This is a genomic window from Pseudomonas sp. B16120 (assembly GCF_044218845.1).
Taxonomy (GTDB): domain Bacteria; phylum Pseudomonadota; class Gammaproteobacteria; order Pseudomonadales; family Pseudomonadaceae; genus Aquipseudomonas; species Aquipseudomonas paracarnis.
Genome location: NZ_CP162588.1, coordinates 1,768,714 through 1,786,598, shown reverse-complemented (window position 1 = coordinate 1,786,598; position 17,885 = coordinate 1,768,714). Strand labels below are relative to the sequence as shown.

15 protein-coding genes and 1 pseudogene are annotated in these 17,885 nt (G+C 61.3%); 7 read left to right on the top strand and 9 right to left on the bottom strand.

Annotated elements, in window-relative coordinates; translation table 11 throughout:
- Positions 1-59: 59 nt before the first annotated feature.
- Positions 60-1,865, bottom strand: a complete 1,806-nt coding sequence (locus tag AB4P90_RS08550; RefSeq protein ID WP_395606088.1) for an ABC transporter ATP-binding protein/permease — start codon at positions 1,863-1,865, stop codon at positions 60-62.
- Between the two features lie 237 nt (positions 1,866-2,102).
- Here AB4P90_RS08550 and AB4P90_RS08545 point away from each other — a divergent pair, with 237 nt between their 5' ends.
- Complete coding sequence (locus tag AB4P90_RS08545; RefSeq protein ID WP_014717504.1) at positions 2,103-2,276, top strand: PA1571 family protein; 174 nt, start codon at positions 2,103-2,105, stop codon at positions 2,274-2,276.
- A 102-nt stretch (positions 2,277-2,378) separates the two neighbouring features.
- Here the strand turns inward: AB4P90_RS08545 and pdxB are convergent, their stop codons facing one another.
- The gene (pdxB, locus tag AB4P90_RS08540) at positions 2,379-3,521 is read right to left on the bottom strand and encodes a 4-phosphoerythronate dehydrogenase PdxB (protein ID WP_395605803.1); all 1,143 of its coding nucleotides are present in this window, start codon (positions 3,519-3,521) and stop codon (positions 2,379-2,381) included.
- A 251-nt stretch (positions 3,522-3,772) separates the two neighbouring features.
- Here pdxB and AB4P90_RS08535 point away from each other — a divergent pair, with 251 nt between their 5' ends.
- The gene (locus tag AB4P90_RS08535; protein WP_014717502.1) at positions 3,773-5,167 is read left to right on the top strand and encodes an MATE family efflux transporter; all 1,395 of its coding nucleotides are present in this window, start codon (positions 3,773-3,775) and stop codon (positions 5,165-5,167) included.
- Here AB4P90_RS08535 and tusA read toward each other — a convergent pair.
- A complete protein-coding gene (gene tusA / locus AB4P90_RS08530) occupies positions 5,164-5,409 on the bottom strand; it encodes a sulfurtransferase TusA (protein WP_020302891.1) in 246 nt (81 codons plus the stop codon). The two genes, AB4P90_RS08535 and tusA, sit on opposite strands and share 4 nt — an antisense overlap.
- Positions 5,410-5,538: 129 nt before the next feature.
- Positions 5,539-6,615, bottom strand: coding sequence for a 23S rRNA (cytidine(2498)-2'-O)-methyltransferase RlmM (rlmM, locus tag AB4P90_RS08525; protein WP_038449465.1), 1,077 nt, complete (start codon positions 6,613-6,615; stop codon positions 5,539-5,541).
- A gap of 196 nt (positions 6,616-6,811) precedes the next feature.
- On the opposite strand from rlmM, the gene acnA reads away from it, so the two are divergent.
- Positions 6,812-9,553 (top strand): aconitate hydratase AcnA, encoded by a 2,742-nt coding sequence (gene acnA / locus AB4P90_RS08520; RefSeq protein WP_032903155.1) that lies wholly within the window; start codon positions 6,812-6,814, stop codon positions 9,551-9,553.
- Positions 9,554-9,734: 181 nt separating this feature from the next.
- On the opposite strand, the gene AB4P90_RS08515 is transcribed toward acnA, so the two are convergent.
- Positions 9,735-10,673, bottom strand: a complete 939-nt coding sequence (locus AB4P90_RS08515; protein ID WP_005786126.1) for an aspartyl/asparaginyl beta-hydroxylase domain-containing protein — start codon at positions 10,671-10,673, stop codon at positions 9,735-9,737.
- Between the two features lie 148 nt (positions 10,674-10,821).
- On the opposite strand from AB4P90_RS08515, the pseudogene AB4P90_RS08510 reads away from it, so the two are divergent.
- Positions 10,822-10,914, top strand: a pseudogene (locus tag AB4P90_RS08510) (outer membrane lipoprotein carrier protein LolA); the annotation flags it as partial.
- Here AB4P90_RS08510 and cysK read toward each other — a convergent pair.
- A complete protein-coding gene (gene cysK, locus AB4P90_RS08505; RefSeq protein ID WP_014717498.1) occupies positions 10,913-11,887 on the bottom strand; it encodes a cysteine synthase A in 975 nt (324 codons plus the stop codon). The pseudogene AB4P90_RS08510 and the gene cysK sit on opposite strands and share 2 nt — an antisense overlap.
- Before the next feature lie 125 nt (positions 11,888-12,012).
- Between cysK and AB4P90_RS08500 the strand changes: the two genes are divergently transcribed.
- The 3 genes from AB4P90_RS08500 to AB4P90_RS08490 all read left to right on the top strand — a co-directional run bounded on the left by AB4P90_RS08500 (position 12,013) and on the right by AB4P90_RS08490 (position 15,305).
- Positions 12,013-13,089, top strand: a complete 1,077-nt coding sequence (locus AB4P90_RS08500) for a DUF748 domain-containing protein (RefSeq protein WP_060767247.1) — start codon at positions 12,013-12,015, stop codon at positions 13,087-13,089.
- Positions 13,090-13,281: 192 nt separating this feature from the next.
- Positions 13,282-14,127 carry a MoxR family ATPase gene (locus AB4P90_RS08495; RefSeq protein ID WP_003189627.1) on the top strand — a complete coding sequence of 282 codons (846 nt, stop codon included), beginning with the start codon at positions 13,282-13,284 and terminating at the stop codon, positions 14,125-14,127.
- Positions 14,127-15,305 (top strand): VWA domain-containing protein, encoded by a 1,179-nt coding sequence (locus AB4P90_RS08490; protein WP_003189625.1) that lies wholly within the window; start codon positions 14,127-14,129, stop codon positions 15,303-15,305. Before AB4P90_RS08495 ends, AB4P90_RS08490 begins: the two co-directional genes overlap by 1 nt.
- A gap of 109 nt (positions 15,306-15,414) precedes the next feature.
- Here the strand turns inward: AB4P90_RS08490 and AB4P90_RS08485 are convergent, their stop codons facing one another.
- The 3 genes from AB4P90_RS08485 to AB4P90_RS08475 are packed head-to-tail and all read right to left on the bottom strand — an operon-like array spanning position 15,415 to position 17,767.
- Complete coding sequence (locus tag AB4P90_RS08485; RefSeq protein ID WP_038449459.1) at positions 15,415-16,329, bottom strand: biotin-dependent carboxyltransferase family protein; 915 nt, start codon at positions 16,327-16,329, stop codon at positions 15,415-15,417.
- On the bottom strand, positions 16,326-17,030 hold the full coding sequence (gene pxpB / locus AB4P90_RS08480) for a 5-oxoprolinase subunit PxpB (RefSeq protein ID WP_038449457.1): 705 nt from the start codon (positions 17,028-17,030) through the stop codon (positions 16,326-16,328). Before pxpB ends, AB4P90_RS08485 begins: the two co-directional genes overlap by 4 nt.
- Positions 17,027-17,767 (bottom strand): 5-oxoprolinase subunit PxpA, encoded by a 741-nt coding sequence (locus tag AB4P90_RS08475; protein WP_395605802.1) that lies wholly within the window; start codon positions 17,765-17,767, stop codon positions 17,027-17,029. Before AB4P90_RS08475 ends, pxpB begins: the two co-directional genes overlap by 4 nt.
- Positions 17,768-17,885: the final 118 nt, after the last annotated feature.

The following is a 17,885-nucleotide window of genomic DNA, read 5'->3' as shown; positions in this document are numbered from 1 at the left end:
GAACCTGCTTCTAATGTGGGAGGGGGCTTGCCCCCGATTGCAGGCTGTCAGTCACACGTCTATTGCTGATCCGCCGCTATCGGGGGCAAGCCCCCTCCCACAGGGTCCGCACTGAACTGCAACGCCGCCAACCGCGCATACAGCGGATTGCTCGCAATCAACTGCTGATGCGTGCCCACCGCCACCAGCTTGCCCTGGTCCATCACCGCAATGCGGTCGGCATTCTTCACCGTGGCCAAACGGTGGGCGATCACCAGCGTGGTGCGCCCCTGCATCAGCTGCGGCAGCGCTTGCTGGATAAGGTGTTCACTCTGGGCGTCGAGGGCGCTGGTGGCTTCGTCCAGCAGCAGGATCGGCGCGTCGACCAGCAAGGCGCGAGCGATGGCCAGGCGTTGGCGCTGGCCGCCGGAGAGGCCCTGGCCACTTTCGCCGAGGTGGGTTTGGTAGCCGTCGGGCATTTGCAGGATGAAGTCGTGGGCGTGGGCAATACGCGCGGCGGCTTCCACCTGGGCGGTGGTGGCGGACGGGTTGCCGTAGCGGATGTTGTCCTCGACGCTGCCGAAGAACAACGCCGGGCTCTGGGACACCAGGGCGAAATGGCGCCGCAGGTCCAGGGGGTCTAGCTCGGTCAGCGGCTGGCCTTCAAGCAGGATTCGGCCTTGCTGGGGGTCGTAGAAGCGCAGCAGCAGATCGAAAATCGTCGACTTGCCCGCACCGGACGGCCCTACCAAGGCCAGGGTTTCGCCCGGGTTGATGGTCAGGTTCAAGCCGTCGATGGCATAGCTGTCCGGTCGCGAAGGATAGGAAAAGCGTAGGTCCTGCAGTTCCATGCGGCCACTGACCCGTTCCGGCAAACGTACGCCGCCAGTGGCCGGCGCCTGGATCTCGTTGCCTGACTGCAACAGCTCACCGATACGCTCGGCTGCCCCGGCGGCACGCTGCAACTCGCCAAGCACTTCGCTCAGGGTGCCGACGGCGCTGCCGACAATCAGGCTGTAGAACACGAACGCCGCCAGCTCACCGCCGGAAATGCGCCCGCTGATCACGTCCATGCCGCCCACCCACAGCATCACGCCTACCGCGCCGAGCACCAGCATGATCACCAAGGTGATCAGCCAGGAGCGCTGCAAGATGCGTTTACGTGCCGTGACAAAGGCGTCCTCGACGGTGACGGCAAAGCGTTGTTCGTCCTGCACCTGATGGTTATAGGCCTGCACGGTCTTGATCTGGCCCAACGTCTCGGCGACATAGCTGCCGACGTCCGCGATACGGTCCTGGCTCAAACGCGACAGGCTGCGCACCCTGCGCCCGAAGATCAGAATCGGCGCTAGCACCAGCGGCAACGCCACCACTACGATGCTGGTGAGCTTGGGGTTAGTGATAAACAGCAATACGATGCCGCCGATCACCATCAGGGCGTTGCGCAGAAACAGCGACAGTGATGAGCCGATCACCGATTGCAGTAAGGTGGTGTCGGTGGTCAGCCGCGACTGGATTTCCGAGCTGCGGTTGTTCTCGTAGAAGCCGGGGTGCAGGTAGATCAGGTGGCTGAACACCTGCCGGCGAATATCGGCTACCACCCGCTCGCCAATCCACGACACCAGGTAAAACCGCGTGAAGGTGCCCACGGCCAGGCCGAGCACCAGCAGCATGAACAGGCCGATTGACTGGTTGAGCAGGTGTGGCGACTGGGTCATGAAGCCCTGGTCCACCAACAGGCGTATGCCCTGCCCCATGGACAAGGTGATGCCAGCGGTGACGATCAGCGCCAGCAGTGCGCCAAGCGCCTGCCAACGGTAGGGCGCAATAAAGCGGCTGGCCAGGCGAATCGCACGGCGTTGACGGATGGAGAACATGGAAGGCATCACCCAATGAGGAGTCTGTACCTCAACATTGGGGGAACTTGCGCAAATAACAATGAGTCAGGTTAATTATGCCCGCCGATGCAGGCCGCTAGAGGCTATCGGTCTAAGCCTGATCTGGAAATATGTACCGGTTTCTGGTGGACTGGGTGTTCAAACCGATGAGCGTGTAAGGAGTTGTAACAGCGCGTTCATGCGGGGGAATTAAAGTAGGTACACAACCTGATGAGGAGACAGGCCATGACCTTGCAAAATAGCAGCGACGCCAAGATTGAAGTGATCCGCCAGCCGCAGCAGCTGCCTTGCTCGTACATCGATGCCAAGGGCCGGGAAGTGCAGATTACCGAAGAAATGATCCAGCAAGCCTGCAGCGAGCTGGAACAGCGACTGGTCAAGCCTGCCCAGCAAGGCTGAAGCGCCCACGCTCTTTCAAACCCGGCCCAGGTGGCCGGGTTTTTTATGCCCGCTGTAGAAGCGAGCTTGCTCGCGAAGGCCTCAAGAGCACCGCGATAACCGTTACAGCTGTTCGGCACCCAGAGCAGTCACGATCTGTGACAGCACCGCCGACTCCCCGTTGATGCGCACCTTCAAGCCATCGATCTCGCGACGCTCCGGATAGTGCTTGCGCAGCAGGTCGAAAGCTTGGCGCTGTTCCTGCACAGTGCCCACCAGGCTGCGACGCAAATCCGCGTCGTCACGGCGTGGGTCGTACACACTGCGGCACAAGGTCGCCAGCGCCCAGGCCGGGTCAGTCTCAGGATGCAGGTGCATCTCGGCCAGCCAGGGGGCCGGCAGCAAATCACTTAAGTGAATACTCGGTTCCTGGCCCAGGTGCGCACACAGCGCCTGGTAAATCTGCGCGGTGCCGCGCTGCTTGCCATCGAGGCTGTAGCCGGCAATATGCGGCGTGGCCAGCACGCACAGGTCAGCCAGGTCGACGTCCACCTCGGGCTCGCCTTCCCACACGTCCAGCACCGCTTGCAGGTCTTCGCGCGCCAGCAACACCTCGCGCAGCGCGGCGTTATCCACCACCGCACCCCGGCTGGCGTTGATCAGCCAGGTGCCCGGCTTGAGCTGTGCCAGGCGCTGGCGATCAAACAGGTGCCAGGTCGAACCGTTGCCGGACTTGATCAGCGGCGTATGCAAGCTGATCACGTCACATTGCTCGATGACCTGCCGCAGACTGACGTAATCACCGTCTTCGGTAATCTGGCGCGGCGGATCGCACACCAACACATTCCAGCCCAGGCCCTTGAGCACCTTGACCAAGCGCCCGCCGACTTCGCCGGCACCGACGATGCCATAGGTACGCTGTTTGAGGTCAGCGCCTTCGATTTCAGCCAGGGTCTGCAAGCTGCCAAGCACGTAGTCCACCACCCCACGCGCATTGCAGCCGGGCGCGCTGGACCACTGGATACCCGCTTGCTTGAAGTAGTCGAGGTCCAGGTGGTCGGTGCCGATGGTGCAGGTGCCAACAAAGCGCACGTTACTGCCCTCAAGCAGGGCACGGTTGACGTTGGTCACCGAGCGCACCAGTAGCACGTCGGCCTGCCCGACCGTAGCGCGGTCGATGGAACGGCCAGGCACGCGGCGAATCTCGCCAAACCCTTCGAAGAATGCATCGAGCAGCGGGATATTTTCGTCGGCAACAATCAGCATGGCAGGCTCCTTTGGCGGATTGGCAGTGTACAGAAGATCCTGTGTAGGAGCTGGCTTGCCTGCGATTGCATCGACCCGGTTTGCCTGATGTACCGAGGTGCCTGCATCGCAGGCAAGCCAGCTCCCACAGGGTTCAGCGCTGGCCTGGGCGCATTGCTTACAAATCCCTAACACAGGTTTTTTCCTGACCGCTGCGTCAACGCGTAGAATCCGCCGTCCTTGCGACTGCCTTTTTTATTGGACACCTGTACGTGAACACTGCCACCGCTACCCTCTCCCGCCCCGCCCGCATCAGCCGGGAAGTGCGCGGCCTGCTGACGCTGGCCTTGCCGATCATGATTGGCCAACTGGCAACCACCGCAATGAGCTTCGTCGATGCGGTGATGGCCGGGCGCGTGAGCCCGCAGGACCTGGCGGCGGTGGGCCTGGGTAATTCGATCTGGATCCCGGTGTACCTGTTGATGACCGGTACTCTGCTGGCCACCACGCCGAAAGTCGCCCAGCGCTACGGTGCGGGCCAGTTCAGCGAGATCGGGCCCTTGGTGCGTCAGTCATTGTGGCTGGCCGTGGTGGTTGGCATCGCAGGGGCGCTGTTGTTGCTGTGCGCCGAGCCGATCCTGCATGCGATGAAGGTCGAACCCGACTTGATCGAGCCGTCCATGGGCTACCTGCATGGCATCGCCGCCGGTATGCCGGCGGTGGCGTTGTACTACGTGTTTCGCTGTTTCAGTGACGGCCTGGGCCGCACACGGCCGAGCATGGTCATGGGCTTGTGCGGGTTGGCGCTGAATATTCCGCTGAATTACATCTTCATCTACGGCCACCTGGGCGTACCGGCCATGGGCGGCGTGGGTTGTGGCTGGGCTACCGCGATTGCAATGTGGGTGATGATGATCGGCCTGGCCATCTGGACGCGCTGGGGCGCGGCCTATCAAAGCAGCGAATTGTTCAAGCGCTTCGACTGGCCGCAGTGGGCGGTGATCAAGCGCGTGTTGGGCATTGGCCTGCCGATAGGCGTGGCGATCTTTGCCGAATCGAGTATTTTTGCGGTGATCGCCTTGTTGATCGGCAGCCTGGGCGCCACGGTGGTCTCCGGCCACCAGATCGCGCTGAACGTCAGCTCCCTGGTGTTCATGATCCCTTACTCCCTGAGCATGGCCGTCACCGTGCGCGTCGGCCAGGCGCTGGGGCGCGGCGAACCTCGGGAAGCACGCTTCGCCGCCGGCGTCGGCATGGGCACCGCACTGGCGTATGCCTGCTTTTCCTGCAGCTTGATGCTGTTGTTTCGCGAGCAGATTGCAGCGATCTATACGCCCGACCCGGTGGTGATCCACCTGGCGTCGATGCTGATCGTGTTCTCGGCGCTGTTCCAGTTCTCTGACTCGATCCAGGTCACCGCCGCCGGCGCATTGCGCGGCTACCAGGACACCCGGGTGACCATGGTGCTGACCTTGTTCGCCTATTGGGGCGTGGGCCTGCCGGTGGGTTACGCCCTGGGCCTGACCAACTGGCTCGGCGAACCCAGCGGCCCGAGCGGTTTATGGCAAGGCCTGATCGTGGGCTTGAGCTGTGCGGCGGGGATGTTGGTGGTGCGCCTGGCGCGCAGTGCACGCCGACGCATTCGGGCCGAAAAGGCGCAGGCTTAATCGGCTTTCTTGCGGATCCAGTACAGGTAGGTGCCAGCATCTTCCTGCTGATCCACCAGTTCGTGGTCGAGAAACACGCAGAACTTGGGGATATCGCGACGGGTCGACGGGTCGGTCGCGATCACCTTGAGCAGGCCGCCCGCCGGCAGGTCGCGGATGTGCTGGTGCAGCATCATCACGGGTTCCGGGCAGTTGAGGCCGGTGGCGTCGAGGGTGCCATCAACCGGCTGTTCAAGACTCATACTTCACTCCTAAAACTGGCACCGCTCAACAATGTGGGAGCGGGCTTGCCCGCGATGACGGGGGCACATTCAACATAAATTTCGACTGTTATACCGCTTTCGCAGGCAAGCCAGTTCCCACATTTAATATCAGCGGCCTTTGGATTTCTTTACGTCTACCAGGCGGCGCAGGTGACAGGTCACTTCTTCGCGATCATGGTAGAGCTGCTTGCAGCCGATCTCCACACGAATGCCACGCGCCTTGAAGCCCTCTTCGATGCGCTCCAGCAAACGCTTCACTTCGGCGTAACGCTGTTTCATCGGCAACTTCAGGTTCACCACCGCCTCGCGGCAATGCCCTTCGCCAATCCACGTTTCCAAGAGTGCCGCGTTGCGAGCGGGCTTCTCAACGATGTCGCAGACCATCCAGTCTACCGGCTGCTTGGGCACGAAGGTGAAGCCGTCGGCCATCAGATGCTGCACCAGGCCGGTGTCCATCAGGCTTTCGGCCATGGGGCCGTTGTCGATGGCAGTCACCAGCATGCCACGGTTGACCAGTTGCCAGGTCCAGCCGCCCGGTGCGGCGCCGAGGTCGACGCCGGTCATGTCGCCGTGCAGGCGCTCGTCCCACTGGTCACGGGGGATAAAGTGGTGCCAGGCTTCCTCCAGCTTCAGGGTCGAGCGGCTGGGCGCGTCACGCGGGAACTTGAGGCGCGGGATGCCCATGGGCCACATCGCCGAGTTGTTCGACTCAGCCAGGCCCATGAACACTTCGCGACCGCTCTTGAAGGTCAGCAGCAGGCGAGGCTTGCTCGGGTCGTCCACCAGCTTGCCGGCGTTAAGCAGAGCTTTGCGCAGGTGCACTTCGAACTTCTTGCAGAAGTTTGAGAGTTCCTTGCCGTCATTGGTGTCGACCATTTCCAGCCACAGGCTGCCGCACGTCGGGAACTCGCGCAGGTGGGCGAGGATCACGCTGATACGGTCGGTTTCCGGCAGGTCGATAAACACCCCGCGCGCCCACTGCCGGGGGAAGATCAGCTCGGCAAAGCGCTGGCCGTGCATCAGGCGCTGGGCGCCGTCTTCTTCGGTGCAGACAAATTCGGCGCAGGCGCTGCCGGTCTTGGCCTTGGCGTAGCCGGACACGTTCAGGCGCGCGGCGTGCTCCGCGATCTCGGAACAGACTTCGCCTTCAAAACCCGGGCGGCAGTGCATAAAAAGGGTGTTCATTGAATCTCCTGGTGAATCAACTGGCCTTGCGCTATCGCAATACCTGTCATGAAAACGCGCGCATGATAGCCGAGTTCGGAACCTTGGACTCAGCGATAGAGTCCAGTTATTAGCCTGCTAATGAAAACAGCGCTAACGTGATAGCTCTGTTCGTCCCGTCAGGTCCGTAGCCGTGCGGACCATAAGGAGTCATGTAATGTCATCCCTTGATAGCCTGAGAACCCTTAAGACACTGCAAATAGACAGTAAAACCTACCACTACTTCAGCCTGCCCGAAGCCGCCAAGAGCCTGGGTGACCTGGACAAGCTGCCGATGTCCCTCAAGGTGCTGCTGGAAAACCTGCTGCGCTGGGAAGACGCCAAGACCGTCACCGGCACCGACCTCAAGGCCATCGCCGCCTGGCTCAAAGAGCGCCAGTCTGACCGCGAGATCCAGTACCGCCCCGCTCGCGTGCTGATGCAGGACTTTACCGGGGTACCCGCGGTGGTCGACCTGGCCGCCATGCGCGCCGCCGTGGCCAAGGCCGGGGGCGACCCGCAGCGCATCAACCCGCTGTCACCGGTGGACCTGGTGATTGACCACTCGGTGATGGTCGACAAGTTCGGCAGCACCAGCGCCTTTGAGCAGAACGTTGACATCGAAATGCAGCGCAACGGCGAACGCTACGCCTTCCTGCGCTGGGGCCAGAGCGCCTTTGACAACTTCAGCGTCGTGCCACCTGGCACCGGTATCTGCCACCAGGTCAACCTCGAATACCTGGGCCGCACCGTATGGACCAAAGAAGAAGACGGCCGCACCTACGCCTTCCCCGACACCCTGGTAGGCACCGACTCCCACACCACCATGATCAACGGCCTCGGCGTACTCGGCTGGGGCGTGGGCGGCATCGAAGCCGAAGCGGCGATGCTCGGCCAGCCGGTGTCGATGCTGATCCCGGAAGTCATCGGCTTCAAGCTCACCGGCAAGCTCAAGGAAGGCATCACCGCCACCGACCTGGTGCTGACCGTGACGCAAATGCTGCGCAAAAAAGGCGTGGTGGGCAAGTTCGTCGAGTTCTACGGCGACGGGCTGGCCGATTTGCCCCTGGCCGACCGCGCGACCATCGCCAACATGGCACCGGAATATGGCGCGACCTGTGGCTTTTTCCCGGTGGATGAGGTGACCCTGGACTACCTGCGCCTGTCCGGCCGCCCGGCTGAGACGGTCAAGCTGGTGGAAGCCTATACCAAGGCCCAGGGCCTGTGGCGCAACGCAGGCCAGGAGCCGGTCTTCACCGACACCCTGGCCCTGGACATGGGCACTGTCGAGGCCAGCCTCGCCGGGCCTAAACGCCCCCAGGACCGCGTCGCCCTGCCGAATGTAGGCCAAGCGTTCAGTGATTTTCTCGACCTGCAATTCAAGCCCACCAGCAAAGAAGAAGGCCGCCTCGAAAGCGAGGGCGGAGGCGGCGTTGCCGTGGGCAATGCCGATCTGGTCGGCGAGGCGGATTATGAATACGAAGGCAACACCTATCGCCTGAAAAACGGCGCGGTGGTGATCGCCGCGATTACCTCCTGCACCAACACTTCCAACCCCAGCGTGATGATGGCGGCCGGGCTGGTGGCGAAAAAAGCCGTGGAAAAAGGCCTGACCCGCAAGCCCTGGGTGAAAAGCTCCCTGGCGCCAGGCTCCAAAGTGGTCACCGACTACTACAAGGCTGCGGGCCTCACCCAGTACCTGGACAAGCTTGGCTTCGACCTGGTGGGCTACGGCTGCACTACCTGTATCGGCAACTCCGGGCCCCTGCCCGAGCCGATCGAAAAAGCCATTCAGAAGGCCGACCTCACCGTGGCCTCAGTGCTGTCCGGCAACCGTAACTTCGAAGGCCGTGTGCACCCACTGGTGAAAACCAACTGGCTGGCCTCGCCGCCCCTGGTCGTCGCCTATGCATTGGCCGGCACCGTGCGCATCGACATCAGCAGCGAACCGCTGGGCAATGACCAGCAGGGTAATCCGGTATACCTCAAGGACATCTGGCCCAGCAGCCAGGAAATCGCCGAAGCGGTGGCCCAAGTCAGCACCAGCATGTTCCACAAGGAATATGCCGAAGTGTTTGCCGGCGACGAACAGTGGCAAGCCATTGAAGTGCCGCAGGCAGCCACCTACGTGTGGCAGCAGGATTCCACCTACATCCAGCACCCGCCGTTCTTCGACGACATTGCTGGCCCGCTGCCGGTGATCGAGGACGTCAAGGGCGCCAACGTGCTGGCCCTGCTGGGGGATTCGGTGACCACCGATCACATCTCCCCAGCCGGCAATATCAAGGCCGACAGCCCGGCCGGGCGCTACCTGCGCGAACAGGGCGTGGAGCCGCGTGACTTCAACTCCTACGGCTCACGCCGGGGCAACCATGAAGTGATGATGCGCGGCACCTTCGCCAATATCCGTATTCGCAATGAAATGCTCGGCGGCGAAGAAGGCGGTAACACGCTGTATATCCCCACTGGCGAGAAAATGGCGATCTACGATGCCGCCATGAAGTACCAGGCCTCGGGCACCCCGCTGGTGGTGATCGCCGGCCAGGAATACGGTACCGGCTCCAGCCGCGACTGGGCGGCCAAGGGCACTAACCTGCTAGGGGTCAAGGCGGTGATTGCCGAGAGTTTCGAGCGTATCCACCGCTCCAACCTGGTAGGCATGGGCGTGTTGCCGTTGCAGTTCAAGCTGGATCAGAACCGCAAGACACTCAAGCTCACCGGCAAGGAGAAGATCGATATCCTCGGACTGACCGACGCCGAGATCGAGCCGCGGATGAACCTGACGTTGGTGATCACGCGGGAGGATGGCAGCAGCGAGAAGGTTGAGGTGCTGTGCCGGATTGATACCTTGAATGAAGTGGAGTATTTCAAGGCGGGCGGGATTCTGCACTACGTGCTGCGCCAGTTGATCGCCTCTTAAGAAAAACGCAGATCAAAGGTGGGTGGGAGCTGGCTTGCCTGCGAAAGCGGTGGGTCAGCCAACCTTTTTATAGCTGATACTCCGCCATCGCAGGCAAGCCAGCTCCCACAGTTTTGATCACATTCCAGGCATGAAAAAGGCGCTGTATCTTTCGATACAGCGCCTTTTTATGGTGTGCGGTTTAGCCGAACAGCCACTTCCAGAGCAATACCAACACCACCACCGCCAGCACCGGCCGCGCAATGCGGTAGGCCTTGGGATGCTTGCGCTTCCACTGTTTGACCTGGCCACTGAACTTGTCGCTGAAGGTCTTGCTCCAGGCGTACGCCTGGTTGATGCCGCCCACGCGCTCGTCATCGAGGTTCTGCGGCGCGGTTGCGCGGCCCAGTTGCTTGCTGACCCAGCGGTTGATGCGGGTCATCACGCGGTTGCTCAATGGCCGCTCAATGTCGCAGAACAGGATCACACGGGTCTGTTCGGTTTCGTTTTTCACCCAGTGCACGTAGGTTTCATCGAACATCACGTCTTCACCGTCGCGCCAGGCGTAGACCTGGCCGTCGACGAAGATACGGCAGTCGTCGGAGTTCGGCGTGGACAGCCCCAGGTGATAACGCAGGGAACCGGCGAACGGGTCGCGGTGCGGGTTGAGGTGGCTGCCACCCGGCAACAGCGCGAACATCGCGCCCTTGACGTTAGGGATGCTGCTCACCAGGGCCACAGTCTTGGGGCACAGTGCCTCGGCCGAAGGCAGCGGTTTGTCGTACCACTTGAGGTAGAAACGCTTCCAGCCCTTCTTGAAGAACGAACCGAAGCCGGCGTCGTTGTTCTTTTCGGCGGCGCGGATGTAGCCCTCGTCGAACAGGTGCATGGCCTCTTCGCGGATCACTTCCCAGTTGTCCTTGAGCACATCCAGTTCCGGGAACTTGCTGCGGTCCAGGTAGGGCTTGGACGGCACCGCGGAAAACAGGTACATCAGGGCGTTATACGGGGCGAACAGCGCCGAATGGTTGACGAACTGACGCAACATCGGCAAACGGGCCTTGCCACGCAGGTGCACATACAGCGTGCTGCCAATGAACAGCAGCAACACCGACAGTTTGGCGGCCAAAGAAAAGGTCATGCAGCAACTCCTGGAAATAAGCGCCTGGCCAGCAAATTTCTGTCAATGGGAAACCAGACGTAACAGCCGGCCATGATAAACACTTGAGCCATTATGCAGAAGGCCCAGGAAACCAGACTGACCTGTATCAACACTTGTAGGAGCGAGCTTGATCGCGAAGAACGTCAACGATAACGAGGGCTTACTGACACAACGTGGCGCTCTCAGGTTTTTCGCGAGCAAGCTCGCTCCTACAGTATTCAGGCCTGGTTTTCCTGCTCGGTAAACAAATCGCTGAACAACATGCTCGACAGGTAGCGCTCACCGGAGTCCGGCAAGATCACCACGATAGTCTTGCCCTGCATTTCCGGCTTCTCGGCCAGGCGCACGGCCACCGCCATGGCGGCGCCACAGGAGATCCCGCACAGAATGCCCTCTTCCAGCATCAAGCGCCGGGCCATGGCCTTGGACTCCTCGTCGGTCGCCAGCTCCACGCGGTCGACCATCGACAGGTCGAGGTTTTTCGGCACAAAACCGGCGCCGATCCCCTGGATCTTGTGCGGGCTGGGCTTGATCTCTTCACCCGCCAAAGCCTGGGTGATCACCGGCGAAACCATGGGTTCCACAGCCACCGACAGGATCGGCTTGCCCGCCGTGTTCTTGATATAGCGCGATACCCCGGTGATGGTGCCGCCGGTTCCCACGCCCGCCACCAGCACGTCCACGGCGCCATCGGTGTCGTTCCAGATTTCCGGGCCGGTGGTTTTCTCGTGGATCGCAGGGTTTGCCGGGTTGTCGAACTGGGCCGGCATAAAGTAGGTGGCCGGGTCGCTGGCGACGATCTCGGCGGCCTTATCGATGGCGCCCTTCATGCCCTTGGCCGGCTCGGTCAGCACCAGTTCGGCGCCCAGAGCCTTGAGCACTTTACGGCGTTCAAGGCTCATGGACGACGGCATGGTCAGCAGCAACTTGTAGCCACGGGCAGCGGCGACAAATGCCAGGCCGATACCGGTGTTGCCCGAAGTCGGCTCGACTATGGTCATGCCCGGCTTGAGTTTGCCGCTGCTTTCCGCATCCCAGACCATGCTGGCGCCAATGCGGCACTTCACCGAATAGCCGGGGTTACGCCCTTCGATCTTGGCCAGGATCGTCACGCCCCGCGGTGCGATGCGGTTGATCTGAACCAGAGGCGTGTTGCCGATGGAGTGCGCGTTGTCTGCGAAGATGCGGCTCATGGCGATTCCTGTTGTCGAGACTTTGGAAGGCCCCAAGGGTATGCCTCGTGCTCCCAAGCGTCCAGAAGGAGGAACGTTGCGACGATCAGAACAGTCAATCTCCTACAAGCTAGGAGAACTGCCCAATGAAACGTCGCTACAGTTGGCCGTTAGGGACAATCGCCGCTCTGGTGCTGGTCCTGATTGCCGTGCACATCGCGCTGCCCTACCTGGTGCGCAACTACCTGAACGACAAACTCGCCAACATGGGCGACTACCGTGGCGAGATTGCCGATGTGGACCTGGCGCTATGGCGCGGCGCCTATCGGATCAACGGCCTGCAAATCGTCAAGGTGGACGGCAAGGTCCCGGTACCTTTCGTCAAGGCGCCGCTGATCGAGTTCGCCGTGAGCTGGCATTCGCTGTGGTACGACCATGCCGTCGTGGCCGAGGGGCATTTTGTACGCCCCCAGATCAACTTCGTCGATGGCGGTGCCAACAAACAGGCGTCCCAGACCGGTAAAGGCACCGACTGGCAGGAACAACTGCGCAAGCTGCTGCCGATTACCCTCAATGAAGTACGCATCGAAGACGGCGAGATCGCCTTCCATAACTTCAGCTCCAAGCCTCAGGTGAATATCAACGCCACCGGGGTCAACGCCAGCTTCTATAACCTGACCAATGTGGTGGATGTCAAAGGCAAGCGTGATGCACGCTTTGAAGGCAAGGCACTGCTGCAAGGCCAGGCGCCCCTGGAAGCCAACGCCACCTTTGACCCGCTGAGCGATTTCGAAGAGTTCGAGTTCCGCTTCCGCGCCCGCGACCTGCAACTCAAACGCATGAACGACTTTGCATCGGCCTATGGCAAGTTCGACTTCAAGGCAGGCACGGGTGATGTGGTGATCGAAGCCCAGGCTGAAAATGGCCGGCTCACCGGCTACATCAAGCCACTGCTGCGTGATGTGGAGGTGTTCGACTGGCAACAAGACGTTGAAAACCAGGACAAGAATATCTTCCGCTCAATCTGGGAAGCCGTGGTGGGCGCCAGCGAAACCGTGCTGAAAAACCAGCGTAAAAACCAGTTCGCCACCCGTGTGGAGCTGAGCGGTAGCGTGCATCAGCAAAATGTCAGTGCGTTTTCTGCGGTGATCGCGATTCTGCGCAATGGGTTCATCCAGGCGTTCAATGCTCATTACGAACAGCCCAAGCCCAGCGCTGATTAACCCTGTGGGAGCTGATCAGCCAACTCATCTGTCACTGATACACCGCCATCGCAGGCAAGCCAGCTCCCACACTTCCTGCATGGGCCAGGGCTGATGTGACCCGCCATTCAGAGACTGAATGCCCCGTCTGCGTTCACAGTCGCCGGGGCTGAGGGGTATAGTCGGGCCATTGATGAATCCGAGGAATGACCGATGAAGTTCGAAGGCACCCAGGCCTATGTGGCTACCGATGACCTGAAACTGGCCGTCAACGCCGCCATCACCCTGGAGCGGCCGCTGCTGGTCAAGGGCGAACCGGGCACCGGCAAGACCATGCTTGCCGAGCAACTGGCCGAATCCTTCGGTGCCAGGTTGATCACCTGGCACATCAAGTCCACCACCAAGGCGCACCAGGGCCTGTACGAGTACGACGCGGTCAGCCGCCTTCGCGACTCGCAACTGGGCGTGGACAAGGTGCACGACGTGCGCAACTACCTGAAGAAGGGCAAACTGTGGGAAGCCTTCGAGTCCGAAGAGCGGGTGATCCTGCTGATCGATGAAATCGACAAGGCCGACATCGAGTTCCCCAACGACCTGCTGCAAGAACTCGACAAGATGGAGTTCTACGTCTACGAAATCGATGAGACCATCAAGGCCAAGAAGCGCCCGATCATCATCATTACCTCCAACAACGAAAAAGAGCTGCCGGACGCGTTCCTGCGCCGTTGCTTCTTCCACTACATCGCCTTCCCCGACCGCACCACCCTGCAAAAAATCGTGGATGTGCACTACCCGGACATCAAGAAAGACCTGGTCAGCGAAGCGCTGGACGTGTTCTTCGATGTGCGCAAGGTGCCGGGCCTGAAGAAAAAACCTTCCACCTCCGAGCTGGTCGACTGGCTCAAGCTGCTGATGGCCGACAATATTGGCGAAGCGGTGCTGCGCGAGCGCGACCCGACCAAGGCCATCCCTCCCCTGGCCGGCGCCTTGGTGAAGAACGAGCAAGACGTGCAGTTGCTGGAGCGTCTGGCGTTCATGAGCCGTCGCGGTAATCGCTGATGCTGCTCAACCTGTTCAATGAGATGCGTGCCGCCAAGGTGCCGGTGTCGGTGCGCGAGCTGCTCGACCTGATCAACGCGCTGAAACAGCGCGTGACCTTCGCCGACATGGACGAGTTTTATTATTTGGCCCGGGCGATCCTGGTCAAGGACGAGCGGCATTTCGACAAGTTCGACCGGGCCTTCGGCGCCTATTTCAACGGCCTGGAAAAGCTCGACGACCACCTGCAGGCGCTGATCCCCGAAGAATGGCTACGCAAGGAATTCGAACGTTCCTTGAGCGATGAGGAACGTGCGCAGATCCAGTCCCTCGGTGGCCTGGACAAACTGATCGAAGAGTTCAAGAAGCGCCTGGAAGAACAGAAAGAACGCCATGCCGGCGGCAACAAATGGATCGGCACCGGCGGCACCAGCCCCTTTGGTTCTGGCGGCTACAACCCCGAAGGCATTCGCGTCGGTGACGCGGGCAAGCGCCAGGGCAAGGCGGTGAAAGTCTGGGACCAGCGCGAGTACAAGAACCTCGACGACCAGGTAGAACTGGGCACGCGCAACATCAAGATCGCCCTGCGCCGCCTGCGCAAGTTTGCGCGCCAGGGTGCGGCCGAAGAGCTGGATATCGATGGCACCATCGACCACACCGCTCGCGATGCCGGCTTGCTGAATATTCAGATGCGCCCCGAACGGCGTAACACCATCAAGCTGTTGCTGCTGTTCGACATCGGCGGTTCGATGGATGCCCACGTGAAGATCTGCGAAGAGCTGTTCTCCGCGTGCAAGACCGAGTTCAAGCACCTGGAGTACTTCTATTTCCATAACTTTGTGTACGAGTCGGTGTGGAAGAACAACCAGCGTCGCACCTCGGAGCGCACGTCCACCCAGGATCTGCTGCACAAATACGGCGCCGACTACAAAGTGATCTTTATCGGCGATGCGGCCATGGCGCCCTATGAAATCACTCAGGCCGGCGGCAGCGTCGAGCATTGGAACGAGGAGCCGGGGTATGTGTGGATGCAGCGCTTCATGGCCAAGTACAAGAAGCTGATCTGGATTAACCCCTACCCGAAAGATACTTGGGGCTATACAGCGTCGACGGGGATTGTTCGCGAGTTGGTGGAGGATCAGATGTACCCGCTGACGCTGCGCGGGTTGGAAGAAGGTATGCGCTTTCTCTCGAAATAGGCGGTGTTTTGACCGGCCTCATCGCAGGCAAGCCAGCTCCCACATGTTGACTGCATTTCAACGTTGGAATGCAGTCAACATGTGGGAGCTGGCTTGCCTGCGATGCTTTTTAGCGATCGGCAAACTGCTGCAAAAACTTGATGTGCTGCCGATGCGCAGCCTCCTGCACCACCGGTGCCAACCGCACCTTCTCCCCCGGCAGACACTGCGCCAGCCGCGCCAAGGATAAAGGTGTCAACGCGCCCAACCGCGGGTAACCGCCGATCGTCTGCCGGTCATTGAGCAACACAATCGGTTGCCCATCCGGGGGCACCTGAATCGCGCCCAATGGAATCCCTTCGGAAATCAACGACGGCCCCTGATACTGCAACGGCGTGCCGAGCAAGCGCATGCCCATGCGGTCTGCACGGCTGTCCAGAGCCCATTCGGTGTTGAAAGCATCGAACAGGCTCTGCCCGCTGAACTGGCCTATCTGCGCGCCGATGATCACGTCCAGTGATGCAGCGGATTGCACATCCGGGTTGGCCAGCACCTTCATTGCACCGCCCGTACCGGAATACGCCAAACGCCCGCCTTCGGCCAAGGCCTTGCCGAAACCGTCCACCCCGCCCAACGCTTCGCGCACGACCGTGGCACAACTGCCCAGTACAGCCTGCGCATCAAAGCCACCGGGCGCGGCCAGATAAGCGCGTGCCCCATTGAACGGCTGGGTGAAGCGCAGTCGCTGGCCCTTTTGCAGGATAAAACTGCGACCGGGGCTTATCGCTCGCTCATCGACATAGGCGCCCAGGTCCGCACCGGCCAAGGCCAGCAGGCAATAATCCTCGGCCTGCACGGTAAAGCCCCCCAGGGTGATCTCCACCACCGGCGCATCCAGGGCATTGTCCAAAAGCCAGTTGGCCCAGGACATCGACACCCAATCCAGCGCGCCGCCCTGGGTCACGCCCAGGTGGCGTACGCCAAAACGACCGGCGTCCTGCAACAGGCATAGCGGCGTGCTGGCCTCGATGATCAAGCGGCTCATGCCTGCGCCTCCAGCGGCGTGTCGTCGCCACCCAAGTGGATGAATTCGGCGTGGCTGACCGAGGCGAAGCGCACCGTGTCGCCGGGTTGCATCAGGCTGTAGCCGTCGCGCTCCCGGTCGAACAGTTTGGCCGGGGTGCGGCCGATCAGGTTCCAGCCGCCCGGGGACACCACCGGGTACGCGGCGGTTTGCCGTTCGGCGATGCCGACGCTGCCGGCAGCCACGCGTTTGCGCGGCGTGTTCAGGCGCGGCGTGGCAAGTAGCTCGTCCACCAGCCCCATAAAGGCAAACCCTGGGGCAAAACCGAGGGCGAACACTTGGTACTCGTGGGCGCTGTGGCGGCGGATCACCTCCTCCACGGCCAGCCCGCTGCGCTGGGACAGCAAGTTCAGTTCCGGGCCGACACTCAGGTCGTACCACACGGGCAGCACATGGCACTGGCCACTGCCCTGCGCCTGGGGTTGCAGATCGGTGAGGGCCTGGTCGATCAGCGCCCGGGCCTGGGCCGGGGTCAGCGCCGTGAGATCGTAATGCACCATCAAGGTGGTGTAGGACGGCACCAGGTCCACCAAGGCCGGGCCAAAACCGTGGCGCAGGCGCTCGGTAGCCGCGATCATCCACGGCATGTTGGCTTCGGCGATCACGTCAAACAGACGCACCATCAGGCAGTCGATCGCCACCACTTCGATGCGTGGGTTCATGCTGTTTTCAACGCTTCGCGGATACGCTGCACGGCAGCGACCGAACTGGCGTTGTCGCCATGCACACACAGGGTATTGGCTTGTAGCACCAATGGGCTGCCGTCGCTGGCAATCAGCGATTCGCCACGGAAAAGGGTCAGGGCCTGCTGCACGATGGTGTCGGCGTCGTGATGCACCGCGCCGGGCACTTGGCGAGACACCAGATGGCCGTTACTGTCATAGGCACGGTCAGCGAAGGCTTCGAACCACAGGGTCACCCCGTATTCGTCGCCCAAGGCTTGGGCCGCGCGGTTGTCGCGGGTGGCCAGCAGCATCAGCGGCAGGTCGCCGTAAGCGGCCACGGCCTGGATCACCGCCCGCAACTGCGCGGGGTTGGCCATCATGTCGTTGTACATCGCGCCGTGGGGTTTCACATAGCTGACGCGCCCGCCCTGGGCGCGGCAGATGCCGTCCAGCGCACCGATCTGGTAGTGCAACAGGTCCTGGATTTCCTGCGGCGTGTAGTTCATGGAGCGCCGGCCGAAGCCTTGCAGGTCCTGGTAGGCCGGATGAGCGCCCACTTGCACGCCGTGCTTGAACGCCAGGCTGACGGTCTTGCGCATGATGCTCGGGTCGCCGGCATGGAAACCGCAAGCCACGTTGGCGCAATCAATGAACGGCATGACTTCGGCGTCCAGACCCATGGTCCAGTTGCCAAAGCTTTCGCCGATGTCGCAGTTCAGTAGCAGGCGGCTCACGGGGGTCGCTCCTGTAGGCTTTGTTTTCTTGTAGTGTGGGATTTTTTACGCAGAACTCGCAACTTGTCCTGACACCCCAACGACGCTTATCGTGGAATAGCTCGATTTTTGGCGCTTG

Excerpts from the sequence above, each read along its gene's own strand:
- AB4P90_RS08550 (WP_395606088.1), bottom strand. The coding sequence starts at position 1,865 with ATGCCTTCCATGTTCTCCATCCGTCAACGCCGTGCGATTCGCCTGGCC.
- AB4P90_RS08545 (WP_014717504.1), top strand. The coding sequence starts at position 2,103 with ATGACCTTGCAAAATAGCAGCGACGCCAAGATTGAAGTGATCCGCCAG.
- pdxB (WP_395605803.1), bottom strand. The coding sequence starts at position 3,521 with ATGCTGATTGTTGCCGACGAAAATATCCCGCTGCTCGATGCATTCTTC.
- tusA (WP_020302891.1), bottom strand. The coding sequence starts at position 5,409 with ATGAGTCTTGAACAGCCGGTTGATGGCACCCTCGACGCCACCGGCCTC.
- rlmM (WP_038449465.1), bottom strand. The coding sequence starts at position 6,615 with ATGAACACCCTTTTTATGCACTGCCGCCCGGGTTTTGAAGGCGAAGTC.
- acnA (WP_032903155.1), top strand. The coding sequence starts at position 6,812 with ATGTCATCCCTTGATAGCCTGAGAACCCTTAAGACACTGCAAATAGAC.
- AB4P90_RS08515 (WP_005786126.1), bottom strand. The coding sequence starts at position 10,673 with ATGACCTTTTCTTTGGCCGCCAAACTGTCGGTGTTGCTGCTGTTCATT.
- cysK (WP_014717498.1), bottom strand. The coding sequence starts at position 11,887 with ATGAGCCGCATCTTCGCAGACAACGCGCACTCCATCGGCAACACGCCT.
- AB4P90_RS08500 (WP_060767247.1), top strand. The coding sequence starts at position 12,013 with ATGAAACGTCGCTACAGTTGGCCGTTAGGGACAATCGCCGCTCTGGTG.
- AB4P90_RS08495 (WP_003189627.1), top strand. The coding sequence starts at position 13,282 with ATGAAGTTCGAAGGCACCCAGGCCTATGTGGCTACCGATGACCTGAAA.
- AB4P90_RS08490 (WP_003189625.1), top strand. The coding sequence starts at position 14,127 with ATGCTGCTCAACCTGTTCAATGAGATGCGTGCCGCCAAGGTGCCGGTG.
- AB4P90_RS08485 (WP_038449459.1), bottom strand. The coding sequence starts at position 16,329 with ATGAGCCGCTTGATCATCGAGGCCAGCACGCCGCTATGCCTGTTGCAG.
- pxpB (WP_038449457.1), bottom strand. The coding sequence starts at position 17,030 with ATGAACCCACGCATCGAAGTGGTGGCGATCGACTGCCTGATGGTGCGT.